The sequence below is a fragment of the Kribbella sp. NPDC055071 genome (assembly GCF_053608045.1).
Genome location: NZ_JBSGUS010000036.1, coordinates 1 through 25,482 on the forward strand (window position 1 = coordinate 1; position 25,482 = coordinate 25,482).

Annotated in this window: 18 protein-coding genes; 4 read left to right on the plus strand and 14 right to left on the minus strand. The window is 68.0% G+C overall.

What is annotated here, in order from left to right; translation table 11 throughout:
* Positions 1 to 1,182: 1,182 nt before the first annotated feature.
* Genes ACWF4Z_RS35720 through hemL form a run of 7 tightly spaced genes read right to left on the minus strand, consistent with a single transcriptional unit; the run spans position 1,183 to position 7,325 of the window.
* Positions 1,183 to 1,434 (minus strand): DUF4229 domain-containing protein, encoded by a 252-nt coding sequence (locus tag ACWF4Z_RS35720; protein WP_452247645.1) that lies wholly within the window; start codon positions 1,432 to 1,434, stop codon positions 1,183 to 1,185.
* 1 nt (position 1,435) lies between these two features.
* On the minus strand, positions 1,436 to 2,422 hold the full coding sequence (gene ccsB, locus ACWF4Z_RS35725; RefSeq protein ID WP_452247646.1) for a c-type cytochrome biogenesis protein CcsB: 987 nt from the start codon (positions 2,420 to 2,422) through the stop codon (positions 1,436 to 1,438).
* Positions 2,419 to 4,026, minus strand: a complete 1,608-nt coding sequence (resB, locus tag ACWF4Z_RS35730; RefSeq protein ID WP_452247647.1) for a cytochrome c biogenesis protein ResB — start codon at positions 4,024 to 4,026, stop codon at positions 2,419 to 2,421. Before resB ends, ccsB begins: the two co-directional genes overlap by 4 nt.
* A gap of 1 nt (position 4,027) precedes the next feature.
* The gene (locus tag ACWF4Z_RS35735; protein WP_452247648.1) at positions 4,028 to 4,771 is read right to left on the minus strand and encodes a cytochrome c biogenesis CcdA family protein; all 744 of its coding nucleotides are present in this window, start codon (positions 4,769 to 4,771) and stop codon (positions 4,028 to 4,030) included.
* 4 nt (positions 4,772 to 4,775) lie between these two features.
* Positions 4,776 to 5,339, minus strand: coding sequence for a TlpA family protein disulfide reductase (locus ACWF4Z_RS35740; RefSeq protein ID WP_452247649.1), 564 nt, complete (start codon positions 5,337 to 5,339; stop codon positions 4,776 to 4,778).
* On the minus strand, positions 5,339 to 5,962 hold the full coding sequence (locus ACWF4Z_RS35745) for a histidine phosphatase family protein (RefSeq protein WP_452247687.1): 624 nt from the start codon (positions 5,960 to 5,962) through the stop codon (positions 5,339 to 5,341). The genes ACWF4Z_RS35740 and ACWF4Z_RS35745 overlap by 1 nt, the downstream gene beginning before the upstream one ends.
* Positions 5,963 to 5,999: 37 nt before the next feature.
* Entirely contained in the window at positions 6,000 to 7,325 is a 1,326-nt protein-coding gene (hemL, locus tag ACWF4Z_RS35750; protein ID WP_452247650.1) for a glutamate-1-semialdehyde 2,1-aminomutase, read from the minus strand.
* Positions 7,326 to 7,589: 264 nt separating this feature from the next.
* On the opposite strand from hemL, the gene ACWF4Z_RS35755 reads away from it, so the two are divergent.
* The gene (locus tag ACWF4Z_RS35755; RefSeq protein ID WP_452247651.1) at positions 7,590 to 8,960 is read left to right on the plus strand and encodes a lytic transglycosylase domain-containing protein; all 1,371 of its coding nucleotides are present in this window, start codon (positions 7,590 to 7,592) and stop codon (positions 8,958 to 8,960) included.
* 102 nt (positions 8,961 to 9,062) lie between these two features.
* On the opposite strand, the gene ACWF4Z_RS35760 is transcribed toward ACWF4Z_RS35755, so the two are convergent.
* The 3 genes from ACWF4Z_RS35760 to ACWF4Z_RS35770 all read right to left on the minus strand — a co-directional run bounded on the left by ACWF4Z_RS35760 (position 9,063) and on the right by ACWF4Z_RS35770 (position 15,776).
* Entirely contained in the window at positions 9,063 to 12,659 is a 3,597-nt protein-coding gene (locus tag ACWF4Z_RS35760; protein WP_452247652.1) for a S8 family serine peptidase, read from the minus strand.
* 166 nt (positions 12,660 to 12,825) lie between these two features.
* A complete protein-coding gene (locus tag ACWF4Z_RS35765; RefSeq protein ID WP_452247653.1) occupies positions 12,826 to 13,788 on the minus strand; it encodes a TIGR03560 family F420-dependent LLM class oxidoreductase in 963 nt (320 codons plus the stop codon).
* Positions 13,789 to 13,919: 131 nt separating this feature from the next.
* Positions 13,920 to 15,776 carry a S8 family serine peptidase gene (locus tag ACWF4Z_RS35770; RefSeq protein WP_452247654.1) on the minus strand — a complete coding sequence of 619 codons (1,857 nt, stop codon included), beginning with the start codon at positions 15,774 to 15,776 and terminating at the stop codon, positions 13,920 to 13,922.
* Between the two features lie 317 nt (positions 15,777 to 16,093).
* Between ACWF4Z_RS35770 and ACWF4Z_RS35775 the strand changes: the two genes are divergently transcribed.
* Entirely contained in the window at positions 16,094 to 19,228 is a 3,135-nt protein-coding gene (locus ACWF4Z_RS35775) for a glycoside hydrolase family 3 N-terminal domain-containing protein (RefSeq protein WP_452247655.1), read from the plus strand.
* 32 nt (positions 19,229 to 19,260) lie between these two features.
* Here ACWF4Z_RS35775 and ACWF4Z_RS35780 read toward each other — a convergent pair whose 3' ends face one another.
* Positions 19,261 to 20,187: a GlxA family transcriptional regulator gene (locus ACWF4Z_RS35780; RefSeq protein WP_452247656.1), complete on the minus strand. Its 927-nt coding sequence runs from the start codon at positions 20,185 to 20,187 to the stop codon at positions 19,261 to 19,263.
* Positions 20,188 to 20,194: 7 nt separating this feature from the next.
* Positions 20,195 to 20,794: an isochorismatase family protein gene (locus ACWF4Z_RS35785; RefSeq protein ID WP_452247657.1), complete on the minus strand. Its 600-nt coding sequence runs from the start codon at positions 20,792 to 20,794 to the stop codon at positions 20,195 to 20,197.
* A 225-nt stretch (positions 20,795 to 21,019) separates the two neighbouring features.
* Here ACWF4Z_RS35785 and ACWF4Z_RS35790 point away from each other — a divergent pair, with 225 nt between their 5' ends.
* Entirely contained in the window at positions 21,020 to 22,243 is a 1,224-nt protein-coding gene (locus ACWF4Z_RS35790; protein WP_452247658.1) for an aldose epimerase family protein, read from the plus strand.
* A gap of 176 nt (positions 22,244 to 22,419) precedes the next feature.
* Here the strand turns inward: ACWF4Z_RS35790 and ACWF4Z_RS35795 are convergent, their stop codons facing one another.
* Entirely contained in the window at positions 22,420 to 23,013 is a 594-nt protein-coding gene (locus tag ACWF4Z_RS35795) for a TetR/AcrR family transcriptional regulator (protein WP_452247659.1), read from the minus strand.
* 104 nt (positions 23,014 to 23,117) lie between these two features.
* Here ACWF4Z_RS35795 and ACWF4Z_RS35800 point away from each other — a divergent pair, with 104 nt between their 5' ends.
* Complete coding sequence (locus tag ACWF4Z_RS35800) at positions 23,118 to 23,900, plus strand: SDR family NAD(P)-dependent oxidoreductase (RefSeq protein ID WP_452247660.1); 783 nt, start codon at positions 23,118 to 23,120, stop codon at positions 23,898 to 23,900.
* Between the two features lie 146 nt (positions 23,901 to 24,046).
* Here the strand turns inward: ACWF4Z_RS35800 and ACWF4Z_RS35805 are convergent, their stop codons facing one another.
* A complete protein-coding gene (locus ACWF4Z_RS35805; protein ID WP_452247661.1) occupies positions 24,047 to 25,468 on the minus strand; it encodes an ATP-binding protein in 1,422 nt (473 codons plus the stop codon).
* Between the last annotated feature and the right edge of the window lie 14 nt (positions 25,469 to 25,482).

Below are 25,482 nucleotides of genomic sequence, written 5' to 3' on the forward strand. Positions count from 1 at the left end.
AGTCGCGGCGGCGTGCCTCAAGGGCGCCTTCGGCGTCGCTGCGCGATCTTCGACCCTTGACCCACACCACCGCGACCAGGGAAATCGGCAGCTATCCCGGAGCCTCTGCCCCGAGTGGTCGCACGTCGGATGTGATCACGGGGGCGGAATCTGGTGAGGCCTTCGGGTCCGGGGGGTGGATATGGTGAGGCTGCCGGGTCGGTCTGGTGGCGCCACGATGTGATCACAGCAGTGGACCGTGGTGAGGCTGACGCTCGGGGTCGGTGTCGGATGCGGTGATCACGGCCGAGGATATCCCCGCGAGTTGCGGGTTCTCTGCTGGTACTAGAGCCGAGAACCCAACACTCACGGGGATATCGCCTCGTGTTAGGTCGGTTCAGAGGTGGGTCGTGGTGGGTGGCGGTCCGGGACGCCGCCGGCCAAACCTCGGGCCGGTCGGCCAACGACGTGGCGGGGCTGCCCCGCCCGGGCGGTCTCAATCTCGTGGGTTCTCCCATGAGTTTGTCCGTTCCCCCACCGGGATCTCACCGAAGAACCGGCCATTTCATGGGAGAACCCTCGAGATGGTCGCCGGGAGGCCGGGTGGATCTCGGGATGTGGCCGGGTTTGTCCGGGTGGCGGGATTGGCCGTGCGGGGTGGAGGTTGGGTTAGATTCTGTGCCCGATACGGGAAGAGATCCTCCCCGCCCCGGCTGTTGCGGGCCGGTGGGTCTGGATCTGCCAGTGCACCGGCCGCTGCGCCAGATCGCACCGAACCAGACCAGCCCGGATCCACGCCGACCGACCGGGTCCACTTCACTTGGCTCACAACTCCCCGCGGGATCCGCGTAGCTGCGTCCTTCCCTGGTCGCGGCGGTGTGGGTCAAGGGTCGAAGATCGCGCAGCGACGCCGAAGGCGCCCTTGACGCACACCACCGCGACCAGCACCATCACGCAGCGGAGACCGCGAACCACAGTCCCTCCGAAGGCCCCGACACCACAGCCCCTCCGCGCACACCACCCGAGCCGCGGATCCGGGATCCGCGCACCCGCTGAAGGCGGCAACAGACAGCCGCCGCGGAGCGGTGTCCGCAGTGGGCACACCATCACATCTCTTGCGCCGACCACATCGGCGGGACGACACGGATCCGCGCCCCCGCCGAAGGCGGCAACAGACAGCCGCCGCGAAGCGGTGTCCGCAGGTTAGTCGTCGTCTTCGGCGCTGCGGGCTTGCTGGATGCGTTGGCTCATGCGGTCGGCTCGGTGCTCGATCTTCAGGGCCAGCCGGTCGCGGGCGGCGCGCAGGACGTAGATCGACAGGATCGACGAGATGATCAGCGCGAGGAGCGCGATCGGCCAGATCGACAGCGTGGTGTGCAGCACGAGCCAGAGCACGCCGAGGCAGATCGCGAACAGGACGGCCCGCAGGCCCGTGTAGATCCCGAACTCCTTCATGTCACACCCCGGCGTAGGAGTGCAGACCGGAGACCAGCAGGTTCACTCCGACGAAGTTGAAGATGAAGACGAACCAGCCGACGATCGCGATCGTCGCGGCCCGGCGACCCCTCCAGCCCGCGGTCGCGCGGGCGTGCAGGTAGGCGGCGTACACCACCCAGGTCACCAGCGACCAGACCTCCTTGGGGTCCCAGCCCCAGTACCGGCCCCAGGCGTACTCGGCCCAGATCGGGCCGGCCACGAGGACGCCGAACGTCCAGAGTGGGAACGCGAACGCCAGGACCTTGTACGCCGTCCCGTCCATCGCCTCAGCACTCGGCAACCGGCGCAGCGACGCGGACATCGTGCCTCCGGCCAGCACCTTGCGCTCGGCGCGGGACTTGACCAGGTAGAGCACCGACACCAGCCCGCCGACGGTGAACGCGCCACCGGAGATCGCGGCCGAGGAGACGTGGATGACCAGCCAGTACGAGTGCAGCGCCGGGACGAGCGGTCCGGCCGGCGTGTAGAGCGCGAGCGTCGCGAGACCCAGTACGGCGGAGATCACGAGCGTGACGCCGAGTCCGAGCCACTGCAGCTTGTACCGCTGCACGAAGATCAGGTACACGATCGCGACCGCCAGCGAGGCCGTGATCGAGAACTCGTACATGTTCCCCCACGGCACGCGGCCCGCGGCCAGGCCACGGGTCACCACACCACCCAGGTGGAACACGAACGCGAGCCAGGTCAGCAACAAGCCGATCCGGCTGGCCGCGTCCATCCGCTCGGTCGACTCAGGCGCCGCGGGCACAACTGCCGCCGGAACAACCTCGGTCACCGGTGTGCCGTCGGAGGCAACCAGAGCCGCCTCCTTCACCGCGGCGGTCTTCGCCACCGCGGAACGGCCAAGCGCCCACTCCATCGCGTGCGAGACCATCGCCAGCGCATAGATCACGGTGGCGGTCGGAACCAGCAGATTGGAGACATGTGCATAGGTCTCCGGACTCATGATGTCTCCGATCGATCTGGTTTGAGTGCCTTACCGATTGCCTGGATCTCGTCGCCGAGTCCGCGCTCGGGCCCGCGGTCCAGCCCCGCGACCTCGACCACGGTACGCCCGTCCTCGGTGCGGACCCGCACCCAGGTACGGCGCGGATGCACGAACAGCGAGCCCATCAGTCCGAGGATGGCCAGCAGGATGCCGCCCAGCGCGAGATTCGTGCCGGGCGTGTGGCTGATCTGCAGCTTCACCCAGCGGCTGTATCCGTTGAACGTGATCGACCCGGCGTTGTTCGGCAGGGTGGCGCTCTGCCCGGGCTGGAGCTGGCGACGCCACTTGTCGCCCTTCTCCTCGAACTGGGTCAGCTTCGACTTGTCCAGCTGGTAGACCGATTCCGGCTTCCCGGTCTCGGGTTGCGGCCGGCCGTAGAACCCGGTGATCACGAGCGCCGGGTTGAGGTCGTCGGGGAAGATCGAGACCGGGCCGCGGGAGTCGATCACCGCGGTCGGCAGGAAGAAGCCCTCGAACCCGAGCGTCTGCGGCCGCGCGTCCGGCGCCTTGATCACGCCGAACGACGAGAAGTTGCTGTCCTGCGGCAGGAACGGCGCCGGCCCGGAGAACGCCACGTTTCCCTGGCCGTCCTTGACGGTCACCCGCGGTGCGTACCCGTGGCCGAGCAGGTAAACGCTGCTGCCGTCGAGCTTCAGCGGGTGGTTCACCTCGAGCAGGTACGACTTCTCGGGCGCGTCCGGCGTCTCCTGGTATTGCAGCTGCGCCTTGAACTCGCGCGCCGCGCCCTTCTGCGGACCGTCCTCCTGGAACTTCACCTCGAAGTCCTTCACCGTCAATGAGAACGGCGGGAGATCCTCGTCGCCACTGAACGCGCGCCCCGGCGAGAAGTCGTCGTACTGCGCGACCGTGTTGGAGAAACCGTTGCCCACGACAACCAAGACGGTCCCGCGGTACCCGAACAGCGCGCCCCAGGCGACCCCGATCAGCGCCAGGATCAACGAGAAGTGGAAGAGCAGGTTGCCGGCCTCGCGCAGGTAACCACGCTCGGCGCCGAGTGCTCCGTCGTACGACTCGATCCGGAACCGCCGGCGCTTCAGCTCGCGGGTCGCGGCGGCGAGCACCTCGTCGGGCGAGCCCGTGGCCTCGAAACGCTCGTACCCGGGCAGGCGGTTGAGGTTGCGCGGTGGCTTCGGCGGGCGCGCGCGGAGCGCCTTCAGGTAAACGCCGAGCCGCGGTACGACGCAGCCGATCAGCGAGATGAACAGCAGCAGGTAGATCGCCGAGAACCACGGCGACTTGTAGACGGCGAAGAGTCCGAGCTTGTCGTAGACAGGGCCGAGTTTGGGGTGCGCGGTGAGGAAGTCCGACACCTTGATCGGGTCGATCGCGGTCTGCGGGACCAGCGACCCCGGCACCGCGCCGAGCGCGAGCAGGAACAGCAGAACCAGCGCGGTCTTCATCGAGGTCAGCTGCCGCCAGGTCCAGCGGGCCCAACCGACCACCCCCAACGGAGGCGGTCCGGACCCGTCGCCCGGCCCGGAGGAGGCGCCGATGCGATCCTTCATCTCGGCCTTGGTCTTCTCGGCCTTGAGTTCGGTCACGTCACACCGCCGATCCGAAGTTGGCGACCCATTGCCTGAGGTCGGCGGTCATCGAGTCCCACACTCCTGTCAGCAGCAGTAGACCCACCGCGATCATCAGTACGCCGCCGATCCGGATCACCAGCAGCTGGTGCCGCCGTACCCATGCCACCGCGGACAGCATCCGCCGGAACGCGAGGGCCGCGACGATGAACGGAATCCCCAGCCCGAGGCTGAACACCAGCGCCAGCGCCGCACCTCGCGCGGTGCTGCCCTCGGTCGTGGCCAACGTCATCACGGTCCCGAGCGTCGGCCCGATGCACGGCGTCCAACCGAATCCGAACAGTACGCCGAGCAACGGCGCCGCCGCGATTCCGACCGCCGGCACCCTGTGCACCCGCAGGTCCTTCTGCAGGAAACCGAACCCACCAAGAAAAACGAGACCCAGTACGACGGTCAGCCCGCCGAGCACCCGGGTGATGGCGGTCTGGTGATCGATCAGCAGGTCACCGGCCTTGCCGAACACCACTCCGGTCAGGATGAACACCGCGGAGAATCCGGCCACGAACAACGCCGTACCGGCGAGCATCCGGCCACGCTTGGCCGATCCGAGCTCAGCAGCGGACAGCCCGGTGACGTACGAAAGATAGCCAGGGAGAAGCGGTACGACGCACGGCGAGAAGAACGAGATCGCACCGGCCAGCACCGCGATCGGCAGTGCTACCAGCATCGAACCCGTCATCGACGAAGCGAACCACTGACCCATCAGCTCAACCGGCGTCCTTCACCATGCCGAGCAAGGTTTCCTTCGTCGTCTCGCCGACGACCCGCGCGGCGACCTTGCCGTTCTTGTCGATCACCAGCGTGGTCGGGATCGCCTTCGGCGAGATCTGACCGCGGAACCGCAGCAGCGCCTTGCCGGCCGGGTCGTAGAGACTCGGGAACGGTACGCCGAACTCCTGCACGAACTTCTTCGCCGGCGCCTTGTCCAGGTCACGCGTGTTCAGGCCGATGAACTGCACCGACGGCCCGAGCTCCTTCGCCGCGGCGATCAGGTCCGGCGCCTCCTTGCGGCAGGGCGGGCACCACGAGCCCCAGACGTTCAGTACGACGACCTTGCCGAGCTGGTCGGACAGCGACCACGTCTTGTCGTCGAGCGTCGTACCGGTCAACTCCGGCGCCGCCTTGCGGTCAGCGGGCGCGAACACGGACACATTGCCCGTACCGCTCACGAATCCCGCCTGCCCTTGCCGATTCTCGGACGCCTGCTGACCGGAGGAACAAGCAGTCAGCCCGAGCACCAAGCAAGCGCCGACCGCCGCCGCACGCCGCATCACGCACCCCCGACAAACTTCTTAGGATTCTTGACCGGCAGTAGGTCCTTTGCAGGTTCTGAATAGCCCACCGAAACGATCGACTCGCCGTGGAAGGTGAACGAGGTCAGGCTGGCCAGGCTGCACTGGCGCTTGCGCGGATCGTGCGGCAGCCGCCGGCCCTCGATCGCGGACCGGACGATCCAGATCGGCAGCTGGTGCGAGACGATCAGCGCCTCGTGCCCGGCGGCCTTCTGGCGCGCGGTCTCGATCGCGTCCCGCATCCGGCGGACGATCTGCTGGTACGGCTCACCCCAGGACGGCTTGATCGGATTCCGCAGCAGCCACCAGGCGCTCGGGTTGCGCAGCGCGCCGTCGCCGACGCCGAACTTCTTGCCCTCGAACAGGTTCGCGGCCTCGATCACCCGCTCGTCGATCTCCGGGGTCAGATCGAGCGCCGCGGCGATCGGCTCCATCGTCTCCTGGGCCCGCTCCAGCGGCGAGCTGACCAGGTACACGATGTCGCGGCCCTTGACGTGCTCGGCGACCCGCTCGGCCATCTTGCGGCCGAGCTCGGACAGGTGGAAGTCGGGGATCCGGCCGTAGAGCACACCGGTCGGGTTGTGCACCTCGCCGTGACGCATCAGGTGCACGACCGTCGTTTCGGTCACCACTGTCCCTTCAGTTCTGCTGTACTGCGGCTGCCGCGCGGGCGGCCGGGGCGAGGGCGGACTCGAGTTCGCTCAGCGCGTCGTCGTCGATGGCGGCGCTGACGAACCACGCCTCGAAGGCGCTCGGCGGCAGGTAGACGCCGGCGTCCAGCATGGCATGGAAGAACGCCGCGAACCGTGGCAGCACCTGTGCGTTCGCACCGGCGAAGTCCCGGATCTCGGCGGGTCCCTCTGTGGACTCCACGAAGAACACACTGAAGAGGTTCCCGGCCGTCTGGATGACGTGCGGCACACCTTCCTTCTCCAGCGCGGTCGCCACCAGCCGCTGCATGGTGAGCGAGGTCTCGTCCAGCTTGGCGTAGACCTCGTCGGTTGCCAGCCGCAACGTCGTCAGGCCGGCCGTCGTCGCGACCGGATTCCCGGACAGCGTTCCGGCCTGGTACACCGACCCCTCCGGCGCAAGCTGAGCCATGATGTCGGCCCGCCCGCCGAACGCCGCGGCCGGGAAGCCACCGCCCATCACCTTGCCGAACGTCATCAGATCCGGTTGTACGCCGTCGACGCCGTACCAACCGGAGCGGGTGACGCGGAAGCCGGTCAGCACCTCGTCGGAGATGAAGAGCGCGCCGTTGTCCTTGCAGGTCATGGCGAGGAAGGCATTGAAGTTGTCGCGCGGCGGGACCACTCCCATGTTGGCGGCGGAGGCCTCGGTGATGACGGCCGCGATCTGGTCGCCGTACTCGGCGAACGCGGCGGAGACGGCGGCCTGGTCGTTGTACGGCAGCACGATCGTGTCGGCAGTGGTCGCCTCGGTGACGCCCGGCGTACCGGGGAGGCCGAGGGTGATGACACCCGAGCCGGCCTGGGCCAGCAGCGCGTCCACATGTCCGTGGTAGCAACCGGCGAACTTGACGATCTTGGCGCGTCCGGTGAACGCGCGGGCCAGCCGGAGCGCGGACATGGTCGCCTCGGTCCCCGACGACACCAGCCGAACCTTGTCCACCGGTGTCCGCGCGACAATCTCTTCGGCGAGCAGGACTTCGGGTTCCGTCGGCGTCCCGTACGACGTACCGCGGCCGACGGCTGCCTGGACGGCGGAGATCACCTCGGGGTGAGCATGGCCGAGCAGCATCGGGCCCCAGGAACAGACCAGATCGAGATAGCGGTTGCCGTCGACGTCGGTGATGTGACATCGGTCACCTGATGCCATGAAGCGCGGCACGCCGCCGACGGCCCGGAACGCACGGACGGGAGAGTTGACCCCTCCCGGGGTGACTGCGGAAGCCCTGGCGAAGAATGCGGCGGAGTGTTCTGTGTGGTCGGGCACGGCCGCCATTCTCCCCGACCGGCCAGGCGGCCAGGCGGGCGGGCATCCCGAATTGTCCCGACGATCTGCCGCGAAGGGGTTCACAGGCGTGTTGTTACGCGCCAGTATGGGTACCCGGTGACCGCACGTGCACGGTCTGCACCCGACGCGTAACCCACGCACGGGGCGGGCGTTAGACCAGTACAACGGGACCGAGACAGCAGCCTGAGAAGGCGAGTGACCTGTCCGCGGCGTGGGGCCGGGCGGGTCAGTGAGTCACGGAGGGGATTTTCGATGGCGAAGGGCAAGCGCCGCGCCACGAGCGGTGGGTGGCGTCAGGTGGCGCCGCTTATCCCGTTGGCGTTGTTCGCGAGCGCGTTCACCGTCAGCGCCACAGATGATCCGGCGGTCGCCACGGCGTCGCTGGAGCAGGGACTGTCCGGGAACGGGGTCGTTGTGCCGAAGAAGCCGATCGCCGAGCCGGCCAACGTGCCGGTGCCGGGCGTGGTCGGTCGAGGTGTCGATCCTGGTGAGGCACCGACGCAGGTCGTGTCCGGACTGTCCAGCAACGGCATTCCGACCGCGGCGCTGAAGGCGTATTCGCGCGCTCAGCAGGTGCTGGCACAGGCCGTCCCGAGCTGTCACCTGCCCTGGACGCTGGTGGCTGCGATCGGGCGCGTCGAGTCGAACCACGGCCGCTTCGGCGGCAACTCGCTGAACGCGCAGGGCGTCGCCGTACCGGGGATCTTCGGACCGCGGCTCGACGGTGTGAACACGGCGCGGATCGTCGACACGGATGCCGGTGCCTTCGACGGTGACGGCGCGTTCGACCGGGCGGTCGGGCCGATGCAGTTCATCCCGGGCACCTGGCGTTCGATGGGCGTCGACGGCGACGGCGACGGCGTTCGGAATCCGCAGGACATCGACGACGCGGCGATGTCGACCGCTGTCTACCTGTGCTCCGGCAGCACCGACCTCTCCAAGGCCGCCGATCTGAATGCGGCCGTCCTGCGGTACAACCACTCGCAGGCGTACGTCGACCTCGTCACCAGCATCGCCAAGGCCTACGCCACCGGCAGCTGGATCGCCGTGGGGAACGGGACCGAGGACGACGAGCAGGGTGTCAACCGGGCAGACGGCAAGACCAACGATCCGAACATCAATGCCCCGGCTGACAACAACCTGCCGCAGGCGACCGATCAGCTGACCTACCCGACGCCGATCGTGCCGACGCCGTCGCTCGTGCAGCAGCAGGGCAAGCCGTCGACGACCGATCCGACCAAGCGGCCGCCGACAACATCCAAGCCGCCGGCCGAGCAGCCCACGAACCCTCCGTCCAAACCGCCGACGACCTCGAAGCCGCCGACGTCCAAGCCGCCCACGACCACCAATCCGCCGGCGCCGGGTGTCGCCACCCTGCAGACCACGGTCGGTCTGATCGTCGGGACGGTCGGGACGACGCTGTCCGAGCTGACGAAGGCCACGACGTACTGCCAGTCCGAGATGGCGAAGGTGACGATCACCAAGCCGACCCAGGACCAGCTGCAGAAGTGCGTGACCGCGTTCCAGACCGGCGGCACGAAGGCCGTCGACCAGGTCATCCGCAACTTGCTGTCCCTGCTCGGACTGCTGGGCGTTCTCGGTGGAGGACTCCTCGGGAGCTGACCCGCACAGACCGGCGCGCCTGCCCCCACCCCTCCCTTGGCGCGCCCCCGGCGACGCCACGGAGCACTCCCCCCCGCTTCGTGGCGTCGCCCTTTTGTATCGTTAACCCTGCCAAGCCTTCTCGATGGTCTGGCTCACGGTATTGCCGAGCAGATCGGCCGCGGTCACGCGAATACTCGCGGAGGCGCCCTGCGGAGCCGGCGGGAGTTTCGCGCGGACGGCGCCGCCGAGTCCACGCACGGAGAGTCGTTGCCAGGTCTTCCCGTCGTACGAGATCTCGGCTGTGGTGCGGAAGATCGGGAGGCCGTGGACTCCGGGTTGGTACGACGGGGTCAGCTCCAGCCAACCGTTGGTGTGCTTGTAGTCGACCTGGACCAGGGGTAGCGGGCCGTTGGCCGGCTTGGACAGGAAGTGCCACTTCGTGTGCGTGGTCGTCGACGTGGTTGCCCAGCTGGTCGGACCGCGCTGCTGGTCGAGCGTGAGGTCGTACCAGGCCGCCTTGGCCGGTACGGCGAACTGGGCGACCGACCAGTCCTTGTGGCCGAGCTCGACCCCATTGCTGCTGAGCTTGAGGCTGGTCACATCGCCTCGGTCTCCCCAGCCGTAGATGGTGCGGTCGCCGTTCACGTACTGCGGGATCGCGATCCGCAGCGCGTTCTCGAACCGTGCCGGCGGCCAGCCCTGGGCCTCGTCACCCGATGCGGCCGGAATCGCAGGACGCATCAGCGACTCCCACCAACCCCGGGTGACCTTCTCGTTCGGGCGGTAGCCGCGGGCGATGGTCGACTCGAAGCCGGTCTCGTTCCACTCCCCCGCCGAGGTCGTCTCGTCCCAGGTGAGACCGGTGAGATCGCTCGCCAGGTAATCCGTGCGCGTGACCGGTCCGGTGACGGCTCGGGTCGAGGTCAGACCGGTGGATATCCCCGGCAGGTGCGCGATCCGCTGGTCGGTGTGCAGGACCCACGCGTCATTGCGCTGGAAGTCCGTGGTCACCGCGGCGGGGTGCATCTTGGCGATGTCGTAGGTCAGCGGCCCCTTGACTGTCGACGGTCCGACGGCCAAGTCGTAGCGGTAGGTGCTGTCGCGCAAACCCTTCATTTGCAGGGATACCGAGCCCTTGGCCAACAGGTCGAGCAGCTGCTTGCCCTGTTCGGCGCGCAGCAGGTAGAAAGGAACCTCCTGGTCGCTCCCGGTCGCCCAGAAGCCGGGCGCTTCGTTGTACAAGAACAGCGCCTTGACCCCGGCGTCCTTGGCCGCCTTCACCTGCGTCTCTGTCTCGTCATACCCGAGCCAGCGGACCAGGGCCACCTTGTCCTTGGCTCCGGCCAACTCCGCCGCCGTACCGTCACCGCCGTTGTACAGCGGAAGCTTCTCGGAGCCCACGTACGGCGTCAGCAGCGAGCCCTCCTTCAGGGTCGGGAGGCGGATGCCGTTGGCGTCGACCGTCAGCTTCGGCTGCGCGAGGTCCCAGCGCTGCACGACCTGGAAGGTGCCGTTGGCAACCTTTCCGAAGTCTTGGACGTAGATGCCGTCGGCAACTCGTTCGTCGAACCCCCAGCCGGTCACGGCATCCCGGTCACCGACCTTGCGGTGCCAGGCGATGCCAACACTGTGCGCATCGGCCGGTCGCGGCGTCTTCACGGTCACCTTGTGCGCCTTACGGGCATCGAAGGTGTACGTACGGTCGCCGTCGATCCACTCGTCCGGGTCACCCAGCAAGGTGACCGAGTTCGTCCAGTCCGCCTCGTCGCCACCCATCGCGTAGGCCATCACGCTGTACCGGCCGGTCGGGACCTCGAGGGTCCGGCTACCGGTCGAGTCGAACGCGACGGCGTTGACGTCGCCCGTGTCCTGGTTCCACAGCTGTACGCCGCTGGCGCCCGCCTCCGTGGTGGCCGGCCGGCCGTCACGGCCGATCGCCTTCACGGTCACCTGGTTCAGCCGTCCGCCCGCCGCAAACCCCAGGCCGGTCCGGTACGACGTGTTTCCTTCCCTTGCCGTCAGAACGCCGGAGTACTTGGCCGGTTGGGTCTTCGCGAGATCGAGAGTGACCGTGGCGGACGCCGTACCGCCGGCTGGGATGGTCAGGCGTGCTGGGCTGACCGTGACGGCGGCCTTGACCTTGGCCGGCGATTGGGCCTGGACGGTCAGGTCGAGTGTCACCGGCCGGTCGGAGTTGTTGCGGTAGGAAACAGCGCGGGTGACAGGCGCCGGGGCTGTCGGTCCGGTCCAGGAGAGGTCGCCGAAGAAGAGGTTCGCGGTGTCGGGCAGGACCTTCGGGTCGAGCGCCTTCGGGATGTCGATCCGGCCGAGGCCTTGCTGATCCGTCCGGGCCGCTGCGGACGGGACTGCGGTTGCGGCGAGTGCGGCCTTGAGTTGCTGGCCGGTCCAGTTGGGGTGACGCTGGGCGAGGATCGCGGCGGCACCGGCGACGTGCGGCGTCGCCATCGACGTGCCGGTCATGGCTGTGTAGTACTGGCCGAGGACGTGACCTTCCTCGGTACCGGCGGCGCGGGCGGCCGCGATCTCCACGCCGGGCGCGGTTACCTCGGGCTTCAGCGCGCCGTCGCCGAGGCGCGGTCCGCGACTGGAGAACGCGGCGAGCTTGTCATCCCGGTCGACGGCACCCACAGTGAGTGCCTCGGCCGCAGAGCCTGGTGAGCCGATCGATTCCTCCACGCCCGAGTTGCCGGCGGCAACGACGAACAGGGTGCCGCTGGACTTCGACAACCGGTCGACGGCCTCGCTCATCGGGTCGGTGCCGTCGGACGGCCAGCCACCGAGGCTCATGCTGACGACCTTCGCGCCTTGCTGGACGGCCCACTCCATCCCGGCGATCGCTTCGGAGTCGAGGCCGGAGCCGCTGTTGTCGAGCACCTTGCCGATCAGCAGGTCGGCGCCTGGCGCGACGCCCTTCCGCTGGCCGGCCGACGCCGTACCGAGGCCCGCGACGATCGAGGCGGTGTGGGTGCCGTGGCCGTGCCGGTCCTGGATCGTCTCGTCGGGGATGAAGCTCTCGGATCCGACGACCTGGTGGGCGAGGTCGGGATGGCCGGCGTCGTACCCGGTGTCGAGGACGGCGACTTTGACGCCGCTTCCGTCGTACCCGGCCTTCCAGGCGGTCGGGGCGCCGATCTGTTTCGTCGATTGGTCGAGGGTTGCGTGGGTGCGGCCGTCGAGCCAGATCTTGGTGACCTGGCTGGTCTTGAAGGTGGTCGGGCCGCTGACGCTGTCCCAGAAGGTCTTGGCGTCGGACTTTTGCACCGTGACCGCGGTGCTGCCGACGCTGGGGAGCGTACGGCGAAGGGTCGCCGCCGCCGGTGTGGACGGCACGCTGCGCAGGGTCGAGGGCGCGGTCAGCAGGAGGGGTAGTTGCGCACTGCTCGCATCGTCGTAACCCTGCGCAGCGAGTTCGGTGAGGTTGAAGAGCCGCTGGTCGAGGCGGCCCTCGGTGAGGAGCGGGTAGGCGTCGGCGGGGACCAGGCTCAGTTCTCCGTCGAAGGTGCCGAAGTAGTAGGGCTCGTCGGTGGTCAGGTGAGCGGAGGCCTGACCGTTGGCGCTCGTGGTCAGCTCGGCGACATCACCCGTCACCAGCGTGATGCGCTGGATCTTCGTGCCCGGTGTGACTTGGGTGGTTGCGGGTGGGGTTCCGGCGTTCGCCGGGGTGGCCGTCAGTGTCAGGGGGCTGACGACCACCACCGCGAGCAGGCTTCTCGTGAACCGGGACCATCGGGAAAACACAGCGGGACACCTCCCGACGCCCCGACCCACGCGAGGCCATCGGTCCGAGCCTCACAGTTGCCGCAGGCCCCGGTCCACCACTACCCCTGACAAACACCCGCCATGACCACTTCCGGCCATCTCGTTACGCGAAGCGCTTGGCGACCTGCTCCACGCGGTCGACCAGGTCGACGTCGTACGCAACGCCGGGCACGTAGAAGATGACGTAGTCGGCGCCGGCCTCGAGGGCGGCCTCGACCTTGTCGGCGATCTCGTCCTCGGTGCCGATCAGGTTGTCGTTGTCGAAGCGCTCCCGGTCCATCGGGCCGAGCGCCTTCTCGGTCGCCTTGGTCGGGTCGTCGCCCTTGTCGATCGGGAAGACGTTGAAGCTGGTCGACTTGATGATCTCGTCGTAGTCGCGGCCGAGCTTGTCGCAGTGACCCTTCAGGATCGCGGCCTTCTCCTTGATCACCTCGGGGTTACCCCCACCGATGTTCGCGGCGTCGGCGTACTGCGCGACCAGCTTCAGCGTCACCTGCGGTCCCCCACCGCCGATCCAGAAGTTGGGGCGCTTGTTGCCGGCACCCTTCGGCAGGTTGATCGGGCCGTCGATCGAGTAGTGCTTGCCCTGGTAGACCGGCCGGTCCTCGGTCCACATCTTGTAGATGATCTCGGTGGCCTCACGGAACGCCGCCATCCGCGGCTTCACGTCGGGCCACTCGTAGCCGTAGGCCTTCCACTCGTGCTCGTACCAGCCCGCGCCGATTCCGGCGTACAGGCGGCCGTGGCTGGCGACGTCGACGGTGGACGCGATCTTCGCGTACAGCGCGGGGTTGCGGTAGCCGTTGCAGCCGACCATCTGGCCGATGTTGACCCGCGAGGTGTCCCGGGCCAGCGCGGCCGTCGCGGACCAGCACTCGAACGTCGTGTTGTCGCTCGGCTCCGGCACGGTGTGGAAGTGGTCGAACAGCCAGATGGAGTCCCAGGACTGCTCGTCGGCCCGCTTGGCGACGGCCGTCATCGCTTCCCACTGCTCAACCGGATCGGCGATCTCCGCCAGATCCATCTTCCAGCCCTGTGGCACGAAAATCCCGAAGCGTGTAGTCATGGCCCCATCCTTTCCGCCTGCGCGGGTCCGGGTCCATGACTCTGGCTACTGGATTCGTTCTCAATTCAACCACTGAAACTTCTGAATGCCCCGGGTGCAGCCGTACGTCGGCCGCACCCGGGGCACCTGTCTCAGCGGGCGCTCAGGACTCCCGCGCCGACACCGACGCCGGTTCGGTGCGTGGCCCGGAGTGCCATGATCGCGTTCAGGGCAACCGGCGCGATCCGGCCTCCGAACTCCTGCCGGGTCAGCGCCGCGACACCGGCCGCGCTGGGCGCAGCGGCCGACGTACCGAAGAAGCGGCAAGCGCCTTGGACCGTCGTCGGGCAGGTCCCGGCGCCGAAGGGGCCGACTCCGCTGACCGAGACGCCGTCGGCGGCGAGCCAGTACGGCGCGATGAAGCTCCGCGACGAACCGCCGGAGACGCCCTGACACGGACCGGGCTTCCCGCCCGGGCACCGCGTCGTGGTGACGATCTGCGTCGGACCTGCCGCGCTGAAGGGCTCTTGGGCGATGGTCGCCGGGTCGACCGACGTACTCGCGTTGACGGCACCGGCGCTGGTCGCGAAGCCCAGGTAGTTCGAGTCCGGGTTCATCGAACCGGCCCGCTCCGGCGGGTCGATCGTCTGGACGCCGGCCGACAGCGCGCGCCAGCGCAGATCCAGGATCGGCGACTTCTTGGCCGACGAGGTGCCCTGGACATCGACGACGAGCTTGACCGGCTGGGCCACGCCGGTCGTGTTCTGGTAGGTCAGCTGCTCGATCGTGTCGCCGACCCCGTTGGCCTGGACGTTGGTGCTGGACGCGAGGCACGTCGTACCGGTGGCGTCCATCACGTACAGGTTGAGGTCGGTGAATCCGCCCTGTCCCGCGGTCGGGAAGACCGCGCGGGGCTCACTCCACTGCAGGGTCGGCATGAACGCCGCACCGGGCAGCAGGTTGAGGTCGTACGTCGTGTCCGCGCCACGGAGCGCGACCACGTTGTCGGGAGCGTTCGGGCAGCCGTTGAACGGGCCGGTCACGCCGTCCGGTCCCTTGCCGGTGCCGGTCGCGGTGACTCGCGGCGCGTGCCGGTTACCGAGGTTGCCGGCCGAGGAGCTGATCCAGATCCCGTGCTTGGCCAGGCTCTCCGCGGTGGCGGCGCCGATACCCTGCTGGAACGCCGGCTCGTCGTCGAGCGCGATGTCCTCGGCGATCATCGAGACGCCGGCCGCGGCCAGGTCGTGGAAGGCCTGGACGTACTGCGCGGTGGTGTCCTGCGTACTCGCGAACGCGAGCTTCGCACCCGGCGCGATGTCGTGGATGATCTCCATCATCGCCGTACCCTCGTCATCGTCGTACGACGACGCCCGCTGCACCACCTGGACATCCGCCGGCAGCTCGCCCGCGGCGATCGAGTCCGCCAGGTGGTCGACATCGCCGGAGATCGCGCCGACCTTCTGGCCGCGACCGGTGATCCCGCGCGCCTGCGCCTGGTCGGCCTTGTGCAGTTGCACGCTCTCCGCGGTCGTCGGACCAACGTCGACTGCCGGCCGCAGCGACGGCCGCAGCGCGGTCACCCAGCCGAGCGCCGCAAGCGCGTCCAGCTTGTCGTAGGGCACCGAAGCCGAGACCAGACCCGTGCTCGGCATCGTTGCGCCAGGCACCGCGGCGAAGTCGACCGAGTTGTTCAGCACCGACACTCCGAGCTTGGCCAGGTCACTCTCCTGCGCCGTGGTCACCGGCGCAGAGGCATAGACCTGAACCCCCAGCCGCCCGGCCGCGCCAACTCCCAGCGCACGAGCCTCGGGACCGGCCGCCTTCGCCTTGTTCGACGCCGCCGCCTTGGCCAACTCGGCGCTCTGTCTCAACAACGACGGGACCTTCGACGGCTGGGCAACCGCCTCGGCCTTGGCCGTGGGCGCCGCGGTGGCCGGCTGGATCGCAGCCACCACCCCCAGCGGCACAACCAACGCCACGCCACCCAGCAAATAGGCGAACTTCCTCACAGTTCCTCCCTAGACCTGAAGAACAGCAGACACACCGAAGTCGCCCCCAAGACCCGACCCCGAGCCTCACCCTCACCCACCATCCCCGCCCTGTCCAGCCCTAACCGAACCGCAAGCGTCGTACCCACCCAACAACGAGGGAGAACCTTTTGCCGAACTCCGACGAAGCCTTGGACCACGTTTCCGGCCGGCCCGGGCAGCAAGCTGTGAGAGCGCTCTAGTTTCGGAACCGGCGAGGGGTTGACCGGGGGGTGGGAGTGATTGAGAGTCGGGGCCGACGTGGGTGTGAGGCGCTCGCGCGGAAGTGGGGAGCGGTCATGCGTGGATTTCGGCGGACGGCTTGGGTGGCGGCAGCGGCTTTGATCGTGGGGTTGTTGCCTGTGCAGGCGCAGGCCGACGATCCGGCGCCGCTCGTACTGGCGGCGTTCGAAGGGGGCGAGCCGTTCGCGTCGCCGCCGAACGCGGGGATCTTCGGATGGGGCAGTGATGCCGACGACCCGCCGACGATGTCGCTGCAGACCCGGGCCGACGCGCCGTCGGGTGAGAAGGTGCTGCACGGCACCTACAACATCAGCGGGTACGGCGGTTTCAGCCACGACGTCACGTACGACGTGAACCCCGGCGACTGGTCGGCGCACAAGGGGATCCGGTTCTGGTGGTACGGGCAGAACACCGCGCCGCTGCCACCCGGCTCAGGGAAGCGGATCTTCTTCGAGATCAAGGACGGCGGCGCGAACGCCGAGGCCTCCGAGCTGTGGAACACGAGCTTCACCGACGACTGGCAGGGCTGGCACCTGGTCGAGATCCCGTTCAGCGACCTGGTCTACCGCAGCGACTACCAACCGGTTGGTGGCATCGACCAGGTCCTCAACCTGACCCACATGTGGGGTTACGCGATCACGATGCCGGTGGGTTCGCCGGGTGAGTTCGACATCGACCAGGTCGAGGTCTACGGCAAGGCCGACCCGGCGCTGAAGGCGAGCGTCGTCACCGATGCCGGGGTCTACCCGGTCAAGGAGGGCGGCACCGCCCAGGTCAAGGTCTCCGTCGCGACCACCGGCAGCACTCCGCTCGAGGAGCCCGTCACCGTCGACTACAAGACCGGTACCGGAAGTGCGAGCGCCGACGACTACACACCCGTCTCCGGCACGATCACCTTCCCAGCCGGTACGGCGTCCGGGACCTCACAGACTGTGGCCGTCACCACGCGCAAGGACCACACCGCCGAGGCCGCGGAGACCATCCCGCTCGAACTCACGGTGACCGGCGCCAAAGCGCCTTCGACCCAGCCGCTCGTGGTGATCAACGCACACGACCTTCCGTACCTGAACCCGAAGCTCCCGATCAAGAAGCGCGTCGACGACCTGGTCGCGCGGATGACGACGGCCGAGAAGGTCGGCCAGATGACGCAGGCCGAGCGGAACGCACTCCGGTCCAAGACCGACATCGCGTCGTACGCGCTCGGCTCGCTGCTCTCCGGCGGCGGCTCGGTGCCGACGCCGAACACCCCGGCCGCCTGGGCCGCGATGATCGACAACTTCCAGCTGAACGCCCAGGCGACCCGGCTGCAGATCCCACTCATCTACGGTGTCGACGCAGTACACGGCCACAACAACGTGGTCGGCGCGACGATCCTCCCGCACAACATCGGCATGGGCGCCACCCGCGACCCGGACCTGTCCAAGCGGGCCGGCGAGCTGACGGCGACCGAGGTGCGGGCGACCGGCATCCCCTGGGACTTCTCGCCGTGCGTCTGCGTGATTCGGGACGACCGCTGGGGACGCTCGTACGAAGGATTCGGTGAAGACCCCGCGCTCGTCCAGTCGATGGCGACCGTGATCACCGGCATGCAGGGCAAGGCCGACGGTGGCCAGCTCGCCCAGAACAACCACGTGCTGGCCACCGCGAAACACTTCGTCGGCGACGGCGGTACGACGTACGGCAGCTCGACCACCGGTTCGTACAAGATCGACCAGGGCATCACGCAGGTCACGCGAGCCCAGCTGGAGGCGCTGCACCTGCCGCCGTTCCAGACCGCTGTGGATCTCGGGGTCGGCACCGTGATGCCGTCGTACTCGAGTATGTCGATCGACGGCGCGACGCCGGTGAAGATGCACGGTGACGCCGAGCTGATCAACGGCGTGCTGAAGCAGCGGATGGGCTTCGACGGATTCGTGATCAGCGACTGGCAGGCGATCGACCAGCTGCCGGGTGACTACGCGAGCGACATTCGTACGTCGATCAACGCCGGCCTCGACATGATCATGGTGCCGACGAACTACCAGGGCTTCACGCAGGGGCTGACCGACGAGATCACGGCCGGTCGGGTCCCGATCGCCAGGGTGAACGACGCGGTCAAGCGGATCCTCACCGAGAAGGTCAAGCTGGGCCTGTTCGAGCACCCGTACGCCGACACCTCGAACCTCGCCGACATCGGATCGGCAGCCCACCGCACGGTCGCCCGTGAGGCGGCAGCCAAGTCTCAGGTGCTGTTGAAGAACGACGGCAACCTGTTGCCCTTGGCACCCACGTCGAAGGTCTACGTTGCCGGGAGCAACGCCAACGACCTGGGTAACCAGATGGGCGGCTGGAGCATCAGCTGGCAGGGCGGTTCGGGCGCGACCACCACCGGTACGACGATCCTCGACGGGATCAAGCAGGTGGTGCCGACGGCAACCTTCAGCGCGGACGCATCCGCACCGCTCGAGGGTCACGACGTCGGCGTGGTCGTCGTGGGTGAGCGCCCGTACGCCGAGGGAATCGGTGACGTGGGCAACGGTCACGACCTGTCCCTCTCGGCCGCCGACAAGGCTGCTGTGGACAAGGTCTGCGCCGCGATGAAGTGCGTCGTGCTGATCGTGTCCGGTCGGCCGCAGGTCATCGCGGACCAGCTCGGCGAGATGAACGCGGTCGTGGCGTCATGGCTGCCGGGCACCGAGGGTGAGGGTGTGGCCGACGTACTGTTCGGCAAGAGGCCCTTTACCGGAAGGCTTCCGGTCAGCTGGCCGCGGACCGAGGCTCAGGAACCCTTGAACGTCGGGGACGCGGCCTACGACCCGCAGTATCCGTACGGATGGGGTCTGACCACCCAGGCGACGGCCCGGCAGAAGCTGACCGATGCTCGGAACACCCTGCTGCGTAAGCACGACGCGTACGCACTGGCTGCCGGTATCGCTGCCAGCGTGGCGTTGTCGGTCAAGGACTGGTCGGGGCCGCAGGCAACCATCGCGCAGGCCGCGTTGGCCCAATCGGCCAAGTACCTGGAGCACACGAAGGTGGACACGTTCGCCGATGACGACGCGGTTGTCGGAGCGGTTCGGTGGATGGCGCAGAACAAGATCGGGCCGAACCAGACCGAGCCGACGTCGAAGCTCACCTCCGATGCCGAACACCTGCTGTTGACCGGCCAGCTGAGTGCCGCCACCACCAAGCTGATTGCAGCGGCGCGGTAACGAGCTGAGGGGGTGGGCCAAGGCCCACCCCCTCAACCGGCTACAGACTCAGGGGTTCGGGCGCGGAGGCGGCGGAGCATGCGGGCGTCTTCGAAGCCGACGGCGCGGGCGGCGGCTTCGATCGTGGCGCCGTGGCCGATCAGGTGTTCGGCACGTTCCAGCCGGAGCAACTGCTGGTACCGCAGCGGGGTCAGACCCGTCGCCGTCGTGAACATTCGGGTCAGCGTGCGTTCGCTGACACCAACGACCTGGGCGAGATCGCTGAGCAGCAGGCGATCGGCGTACCGGGCGTCGATGAGGTCCTGCACGCGATGAGCGAGATCGCTCAGGTGACCGCGGTGCCGCAGCATCGCGCTCTCCTGCAGCTCCTCGCCGTTGCGGCGCGCGTACACGACCATCTGCCGCGCGACCCGCGCCGCCGCCTCGGCACCTCGCTCGACCGCGACCAGATGGAGCGCGAGGTCGATCCCGCTCGCGATCCCGGCGGAGGTGATGATGCGGTCGTCCACGACGTACAGAACATCCCGCACGATCGTCGCCTTCGGGTACCGGGCCGCCAGCTCATCGGTCAGGTCGTGGTGCGTGGTGTAGCGACGTCCGTCCAGCAGACCGGCCGCACCGAGCGCGTCGGCGCCGGAGCACACGCTCGCCACCGATCCCCCGGCCGCGTGATGACTCCGCAACCGTTGCCGCATCTCCGGCCCGATCGGCGGCACCGGAGACAGCCGCGGCGACCGCCAGCCGGGTACGACGACCAGGTCGTCCGGACCCAGCTCAGGCCACTCCAGCCGGGCCTTCACCGGCACCCCTTGGGCGGTGACAATCTCGTCGACCTCGCCCACATAGCTCAAGTCGTAGCCGTAACCGAGGTCGTTCGCGGTCGAGAACACCTGGGCCGGCCCGGCCAGATCCAGCAGGTGCAGTTTCGGCACCAACAGGAAGACGACCCGGGTAGTCATGATCCGGTCAGGATGACACAGGTACGGCGGTCAGTTCGTCCAGCGTCCGGATGGTGGCGAAGCGGCCGGCCAGAGCGTATTCGGTCCGCTCGACCACGGCCTCGACGCTCAAGGTCCGCGGATCGGCCATGACCTCGTCGACACCTGCGTCCGCCGACAGCGACCAGTGCGGCAGTGGCATCGTCGCGGTCGCCTCGGTGACGAACACGACCTCGTACCCGAAGTCGGATGCGACCCGGGTCGTGGTCTCGCAGCACTGCTCGGTGCGGATGCCGCTGATCACGAGGTTGGTGACGCCGTGCTGGGTCAGGATCTGCTGCAGATTCGTTGTGGTGAAGGCATTGTGAGAGGTCTTGGTGATGACCGGTTCGCCATCGATCGGCTCGAGTCCTTCGATCAACCGGACATGGTCTCCCGCCGGGTCGAAGACGGTTCCGGTGCCCGGCTCGGTGTGCAGGACCCAGACGACCAGGTCGCCCTGATCCCGGGCCGCGCGGACGAGGCGACCGACCCGGTCGGCGATATCTGGGTGGTTCACCAGCTGCCAGTTCGGGCGGGCGCGGAACGATTCCTGGACGTCGATCACGATCAGTGCGGTTCGGCTCATAGGGTGATCCTCGCGGCGGAGCGCCGTACCGCGGCAGACCCGATCGAGGCCGGTACCGGACCGATCTGGTCAACCGGCCGCGAGGCTTTCCAGGCTCGCTCAGTCATCGGACGAATTCACACCGTTCCGAACTATTCCAAACACTGGACTGGCGTGCTTATCGTGCCCAGGTCGGTTGGTGGGAGCGTTCTCGCCGACTAATTTCCAACGATTGAGGGGATTGCGATGCCCGATCACCTGCCCCGCCGCCAAGTCCTGCGGACGGCCGGCGCCCTGGGTCTGGGTGCCGCCGCCGCGGGCGCTCTGAGCAGCACCGCGGACGCCGCCACCCACGCCGCAGCCGGTCCGGATAAGTTGGCCGCCATGGGCGAACAGCACGGAAAGCTCGAGATCCGCAAGGACCCGTTCGGTACGACGCCGGACGGCCAGAAGGTGGACGTGTACACGTTCACCAACGGCCGGGTGACGATCTCGATGCTGACCTGGGGTGCGACCATCCAGCGGGTCGAGACGCCGGACCGGCGCGGCCGGACCGCCAACATCAGCCTCGGCTTCGACAACCTGCCCGACTACGCCGCCCTCAGCCCGTACTTCGGCGCCACCATCGGCCGGTACGGCAACCGGATCGCCAAGGGCAAGTTCTCCATCGACGGGACGTCGTACCAGATCCCGATCAACAACGGCGAGAACGCCCTGCACGGCGGCACTCTCGGCTTCGACAAGAAGGTCTGGAAGGCGGTGGTCGTCCGCACCGACAAGGCCGTCGGCGTCGCCTTCACCTACGTCAGCCCGGACGGCGAGATGGGCTTCCCCGGTGAGCTCACCAGCACCGTCACGTACACGCTGGACAAGCGGGACAACCTGCGGATCGACTACCACGCCACGGTCGCCGGCAAGCCGACCATCGTGAACCTGACCAACCACGTCTACTTCAACCTGCTCGGCGAGGGCAACGGGACGATCTACGACCACGTCCTGGAGCTGAACGCCGCGAAGTACACGCCGGTCGACGTGACCCTGATCCCGACCGGCGAGATCGCTCCGGTCGCGGGGACGCCGTTCGACTTCACCAAGCCGACCGCGATCGGCGCCCGCCTGCGCGGTGACCACCAGCAGCTGATCTTCGGCCGCGGGTACGACCACAACTTCGTGATCGCCGGCAAGCCCGACCACAACGGCCTGCGTCTGGCCGGTCGCTTCTCCGAGCCCGAGCACGGCCGCACGATCGAGGTCCACACCGACCAGCCGGGCGTGCAGTTCTACAGCGGCAACTTCCTCGACGGCACGTTCCTCGGGATCGGCAACAAGGCCTACCGCCAAGGTGACGCCTTCGCCTTCGAGACCCAGCACTTCCCGGACTCGCCCAACCACGCCAACTTCCCGTCGACGGTCCTGCGGCCGGGCCAGACCTACAAGTCGACCACCATCTACAGCTTCGGCACGAAGTAGCCGTTCGAAGGCCGACTTTGTGCACCAGATCCGTACGCCGCAGCGCGCAAAACGCGGATCTGGTGCACAAAGTCGGGTCTAGCGAGGCGAGGAAGCCGCTGCCCGGTGGTCGGGGCCGGTGGTCTGTGGTCGGGTCGGTGGGCGGGCCGGTGGGCGGTGGGCGGGCCGGTGGTCGGTCAGAGCTGGATGTTGGGGGCGCCGACGCCGCGGAGGAGGGTGTCGACCAGTTGGGTTGCCAGCTCCTGGGTGGATTGGGGGTCCGGCTCGGCGTTGCGGCTCTCGCAGACTTCATGCAGGAGCGCGTAGTAGACCCGGCGGGCCCAGATCGGGTCGACGGCGGGACGCAGGATGCCGGCGTCGTGCAGCCGGACGAAGAGTTGGTCGCAGCGGTCGACCAGCTCCTTCTTGAGCCGGTCGGCTTCGTTGCCTGGGGCAAGTGTCACGTTGATCGCGAATCCCCAGGACAGCTTGACCTCGAGGACGTTCTCGGTCGCTATGTAGAGCGCGATCAGCGGCGGGGTCGCATCCGGCTTCGCCGCCTCGACGGCATCCCGCATCTGCTGCGCCGCCCAGACCGCCATGGCGGTGACCAGCGCGTCCCGGGTGGCGAACCGGCGGTGCACGGTCGTACGCGCCACCCCGGCCTCGGCCGCGATCTCTTCCATCGTCGCGTTCGGCTTGCGGTTCAGCGTGAACTCGGCCGCCTCGAGGATCGCCTGCACGGTCCGGGCGGCATCGGCACGCAACGGGCGTTCTGCGACGTCACTCATGACTCCAATACTACTCCGCGGACACCTTTTTCACACTACTTGCGTCATACGTGTTGCAAGTAGTACCTTCGTCGCATCACCTTCGATGCGAATCGGGAGTCCTCATGGACCTGCAGTTGAAAGCCAAGACCGCACTCGTGACCGGTGCCAGCCGGGGCATCGGCCTGGCCGTCGTCCAGCAGCTCATCGACGAAGGGGTCCGCGTGGTCGCGGTCGCCCGGACGAATCCGCCGGAGCTGCAGGCGACCGGGGCCTTCGTCGTACAGGCTGATCTCTCCGCGCCCGACGGGCCGCAGCAGGCGGTCGAGGCGGCACTGGCGGAGGTCGGCGAGCTCGATCTCCTGGTGAACAACGCCGGCGGTGGAGACGGCGAGGTCGCCAACGGCTTCCTGGGGTTCGACGACGCCAGCTGGCAGACGCTGTTCGACCTCAACTACTTCGCGGTCGTGCGAATCACGCGCGCGGCCCTGCCCAGCCTGATCCGGCAACGCGGTGCGATCGTCAACGTCTCGTCGAACAGCGCCCGTCTCCCCTCGACCGGTCCTGTTCCTTATGCGACCGCGAAGGCCGCGGTGACCGCGCTCGGCAAGGCCCTCGCGGAAGAGTTCGGCCCGCAAGGTGTCCGGGTCAACACCGTGTCTCCGGGTCCCGTGGCTACGGCCCTCTGGCTGAATCCAGACGGCTACGGCGGCCAGCTCGCCCGCCAGTTCGGCATGTCCCACGAAGACCTGCTGGCCGCGCTTCCCCAGCAGACCGGCATGGTCACCGGCCGCCTGATCGAGCCGGCGGAGGTTGCCGCCCTCATCGTCCAGCTCTGCTCACCGGTGACCGCCAGCATCACCGGCGCCGACCACCTCATCGACGGCGGCATGGTCAAAACCGCCTAGCTTCAACGACCTCCACCCCACCGGCCCGATTTCCTGGGTAGGCCACTGAAATTGATGGGTCTGCCACTGAAATCGGGGGTTCCCCACTCGTATGCAGGGTCCGCAACCCCGCATTTCAGGGGCCAACCCACGAAATAGCTCAGCTCTCAGTGGGGTAGGGCCAGGGTGACGTTGGTGTCGCCGGGGGTTGAGGTGAGGGTGAGGGTGCCTTGATGGGCCTGGGCGATGGATTGAGCCAGAGAGAGACCTAGACCCGCGCCGCCGGAGTCCCGGGTGCGGGAGGAATCGGCTCGGGTGAAGCGGCGGAAGACGTCGGGCTGCAGGTCGGCGGGGATGCCGGGGCCGTTGTCGTGGATCGTGAGTACGGCGGAGTGGTCCTCCAGTGCGATGGCCACCTGCACGGTGGTGCCGGACGGGGTGTGCCGGCGCGCGTTGCTCAGGATGTTGGCGACGACCTGGTGAAGGCGTTGCTCGTCGCCGATGACGACGACGGGCTCGGTGGGCAGGCTGAGTTCCCACTGGTGGCTGGGGGCAACGATCCGGGCATCGGTGACCGCGTCGTGGGCGAGGCGGCTCAGATCGACCGGCCGGCGATCGAGTGGCCGGCCCGCGTCGAGCCTGGCCAGCAGGAGGAGGTCCTCGACGAGCGATGCCATCCGGGTCGTTTCGACCATCACCTTGCCCATCGCATAGGTGAACAACTCGGGATCCTGCTGACGGAGACTTAGCTGCGCATACCCATGGATCGTGGTGAGCGGCGTACGCAGCTCATGCGAAGCGTCGGCGACGAACTGCCGGACCTGCACCTCACTGCGATGCCGGGCGTCGAGTGCCTTCTCCATATGCCCCAGCATCGTGTTGAGCGCGACCGCGACCTGACCAACCTCGGTCCGTTCGTCGGTGAGTTGTTCCGGTACGCGCGCGGTCATCCCGATCTCACCGGTGTCCAACGGCAGGCTCGCCACCTCGCGCGCGGTCTGCGCGACGCGACGCAGCGGACGCAACTGCCGGCGCGCGACGAGCACGGCAACTCCGCCCGCGGTCAGTACGCCGACGCTGCCGAAGAGCACCTCCCACCCGATCAAGCTGTCGATCGTGTCGTCGATGTCCTTGGTCGGCAGCCCGGTGATCACCGTGAACGATTGGGCCTGCGTCGCGTGTACGCGGTACTGCCCGAGCCCCGGAAGGTCGACGCTGCTGTTGGCCGCATCGACAGGCACGTCCTTGAGTACGGCGAGGACCTGGTCGGAGAGATCGGTGACCGCCCCGTCTGCCGTGATGACGTTACCGGCGACAGCCGACGACGTCGGCTCGGCAAGAGCGGTGATCGTACCCGCGTCCTGGCCTCGGGGGCCGTCGCCCAGGATGGGACCACCATGGTCCACCGCGCCGACCGCCCGGCCCTGCGTCGCTGCCACCTTGGCGTCCAGCTGCTTGGTCAGATACGAACTGATGGCGGCTGTCGTCAGGACGCTGATCAGGATGCCCACCACAGCGACCAGGACCACCATCGCCGCGGCGACCCGCACACTCAACGAGCGCGTCGCCAACCCCCACTTCCACCTCATATTCCCCAGCATCC

Bases quoted from the DNA above. Each gene is read 5' to 3' on its own strand.
- ACWF4Z_RS35720 (WP_452247645.1), bottom strand. From the start codon at position 1,434: ATGAAGGAGTTCGGGATCTACACGGGCCTGCGGGCCGTCCTGTTCGCG.
- ccsB (WP_452247646.1), bottom strand. From the start codon at position 2,422: ATGAGTCCGGAGACCTATGCACATGTCTCCAATCTGCTGGTTCCGACC.
- ACWF4Z_RS35735 (WP_452247648.1), bottom strand. From the start codon at position 4,771: ATGGGTCAGTGGTTCGCTTCGTCGATGACGGGTTCGATGCTGGTAGCA.
- ACWF4Z_RS35740 (WP_452247649.1), bottom strand. From the start codon at position 5,339: ATGCGGCGTGCGGCGGCGGTCGGCGCTTGCTTGGTGCTCGGGCTGACT.
- ACWF4Z_RS35745 (WP_452247687.1), bottom strand. From the start codon at position 5,962: ATGCGTCACGGCGAGGTGCACAACCCGACCGGTGTGCTCTACGGCCGG.
- hemL (WP_452247650.1), bottom strand. From the start codon at position 7,325: ATGGCGGCCGTGCCCGACCACACAGAACACTCCGCCGCATTCTTCGCC.
- ACWF4Z_RS35755 (WP_452247651.1), top strand. From the start codon at position 7,590: ATGGCGAAGGGCAAGCGCCGCGCCACGAGCGGTGGGTGGCGTCAGGTG.
- ACWF4Z_RS35765 (WP_452247653.1), bottom strand. From the start codon at position 13,788: ATGACTACACGCTTCGGGATTTTCGTGCCACAGGGCTGGAAGATGGAT.
- ACWF4Z_RS35775 (WP_452247655.1), top strand. From the start codon at position 16,094: ATGCGTGGATTTCGGCGGACGGCTTGGGTGGCGGCAGCGGCTTTGATC.
- ACWF4Z_RS35780 (WP_452247656.1), bottom strand. From the start codon at position 20,187: ATGACTACCCGGGTCGTCTTCCTGTTGGTGCCGAAACTGCACCTGCTG.
- ACWF4Z_RS35785 (WP_452247657.1), bottom strand. From the start codon at position 20,794: ATGAGCCGAACCGCACTGATCGTGATCGACGTCCAGGAATCGTTCCGC.
- ACWF4Z_RS35790 (WP_452247658.1), top strand. From the start codon at position 21,020: ATGCCCGATCACCTGCCCCGCCGCCAAGTCCTGCGGACGGCCGGCGCC.
- ACWF4Z_RS35795 (WP_452247659.1), bottom strand. From the start codon at position 23,013: ATGAGTGACGTCGCAGAACGCCCGTTGCGTGCCGATGCCGCCCGGACC.
- ACWF4Z_RS35800 (WP_452247660.1), top strand. From the start codon at position 23,118: ATGGACCTGCAGTTGAAAGCCAAGACCGCACTCGTGACCGGTGCCAGC.
- ACWF4Z_RS35805 (WP_452247661.1), bottom strand. From the start codon at position 25,468: ATGAGGTGGAAGTGGGGGTTGGCGACGCGCTCGTTGAGTGTGCGGGTC.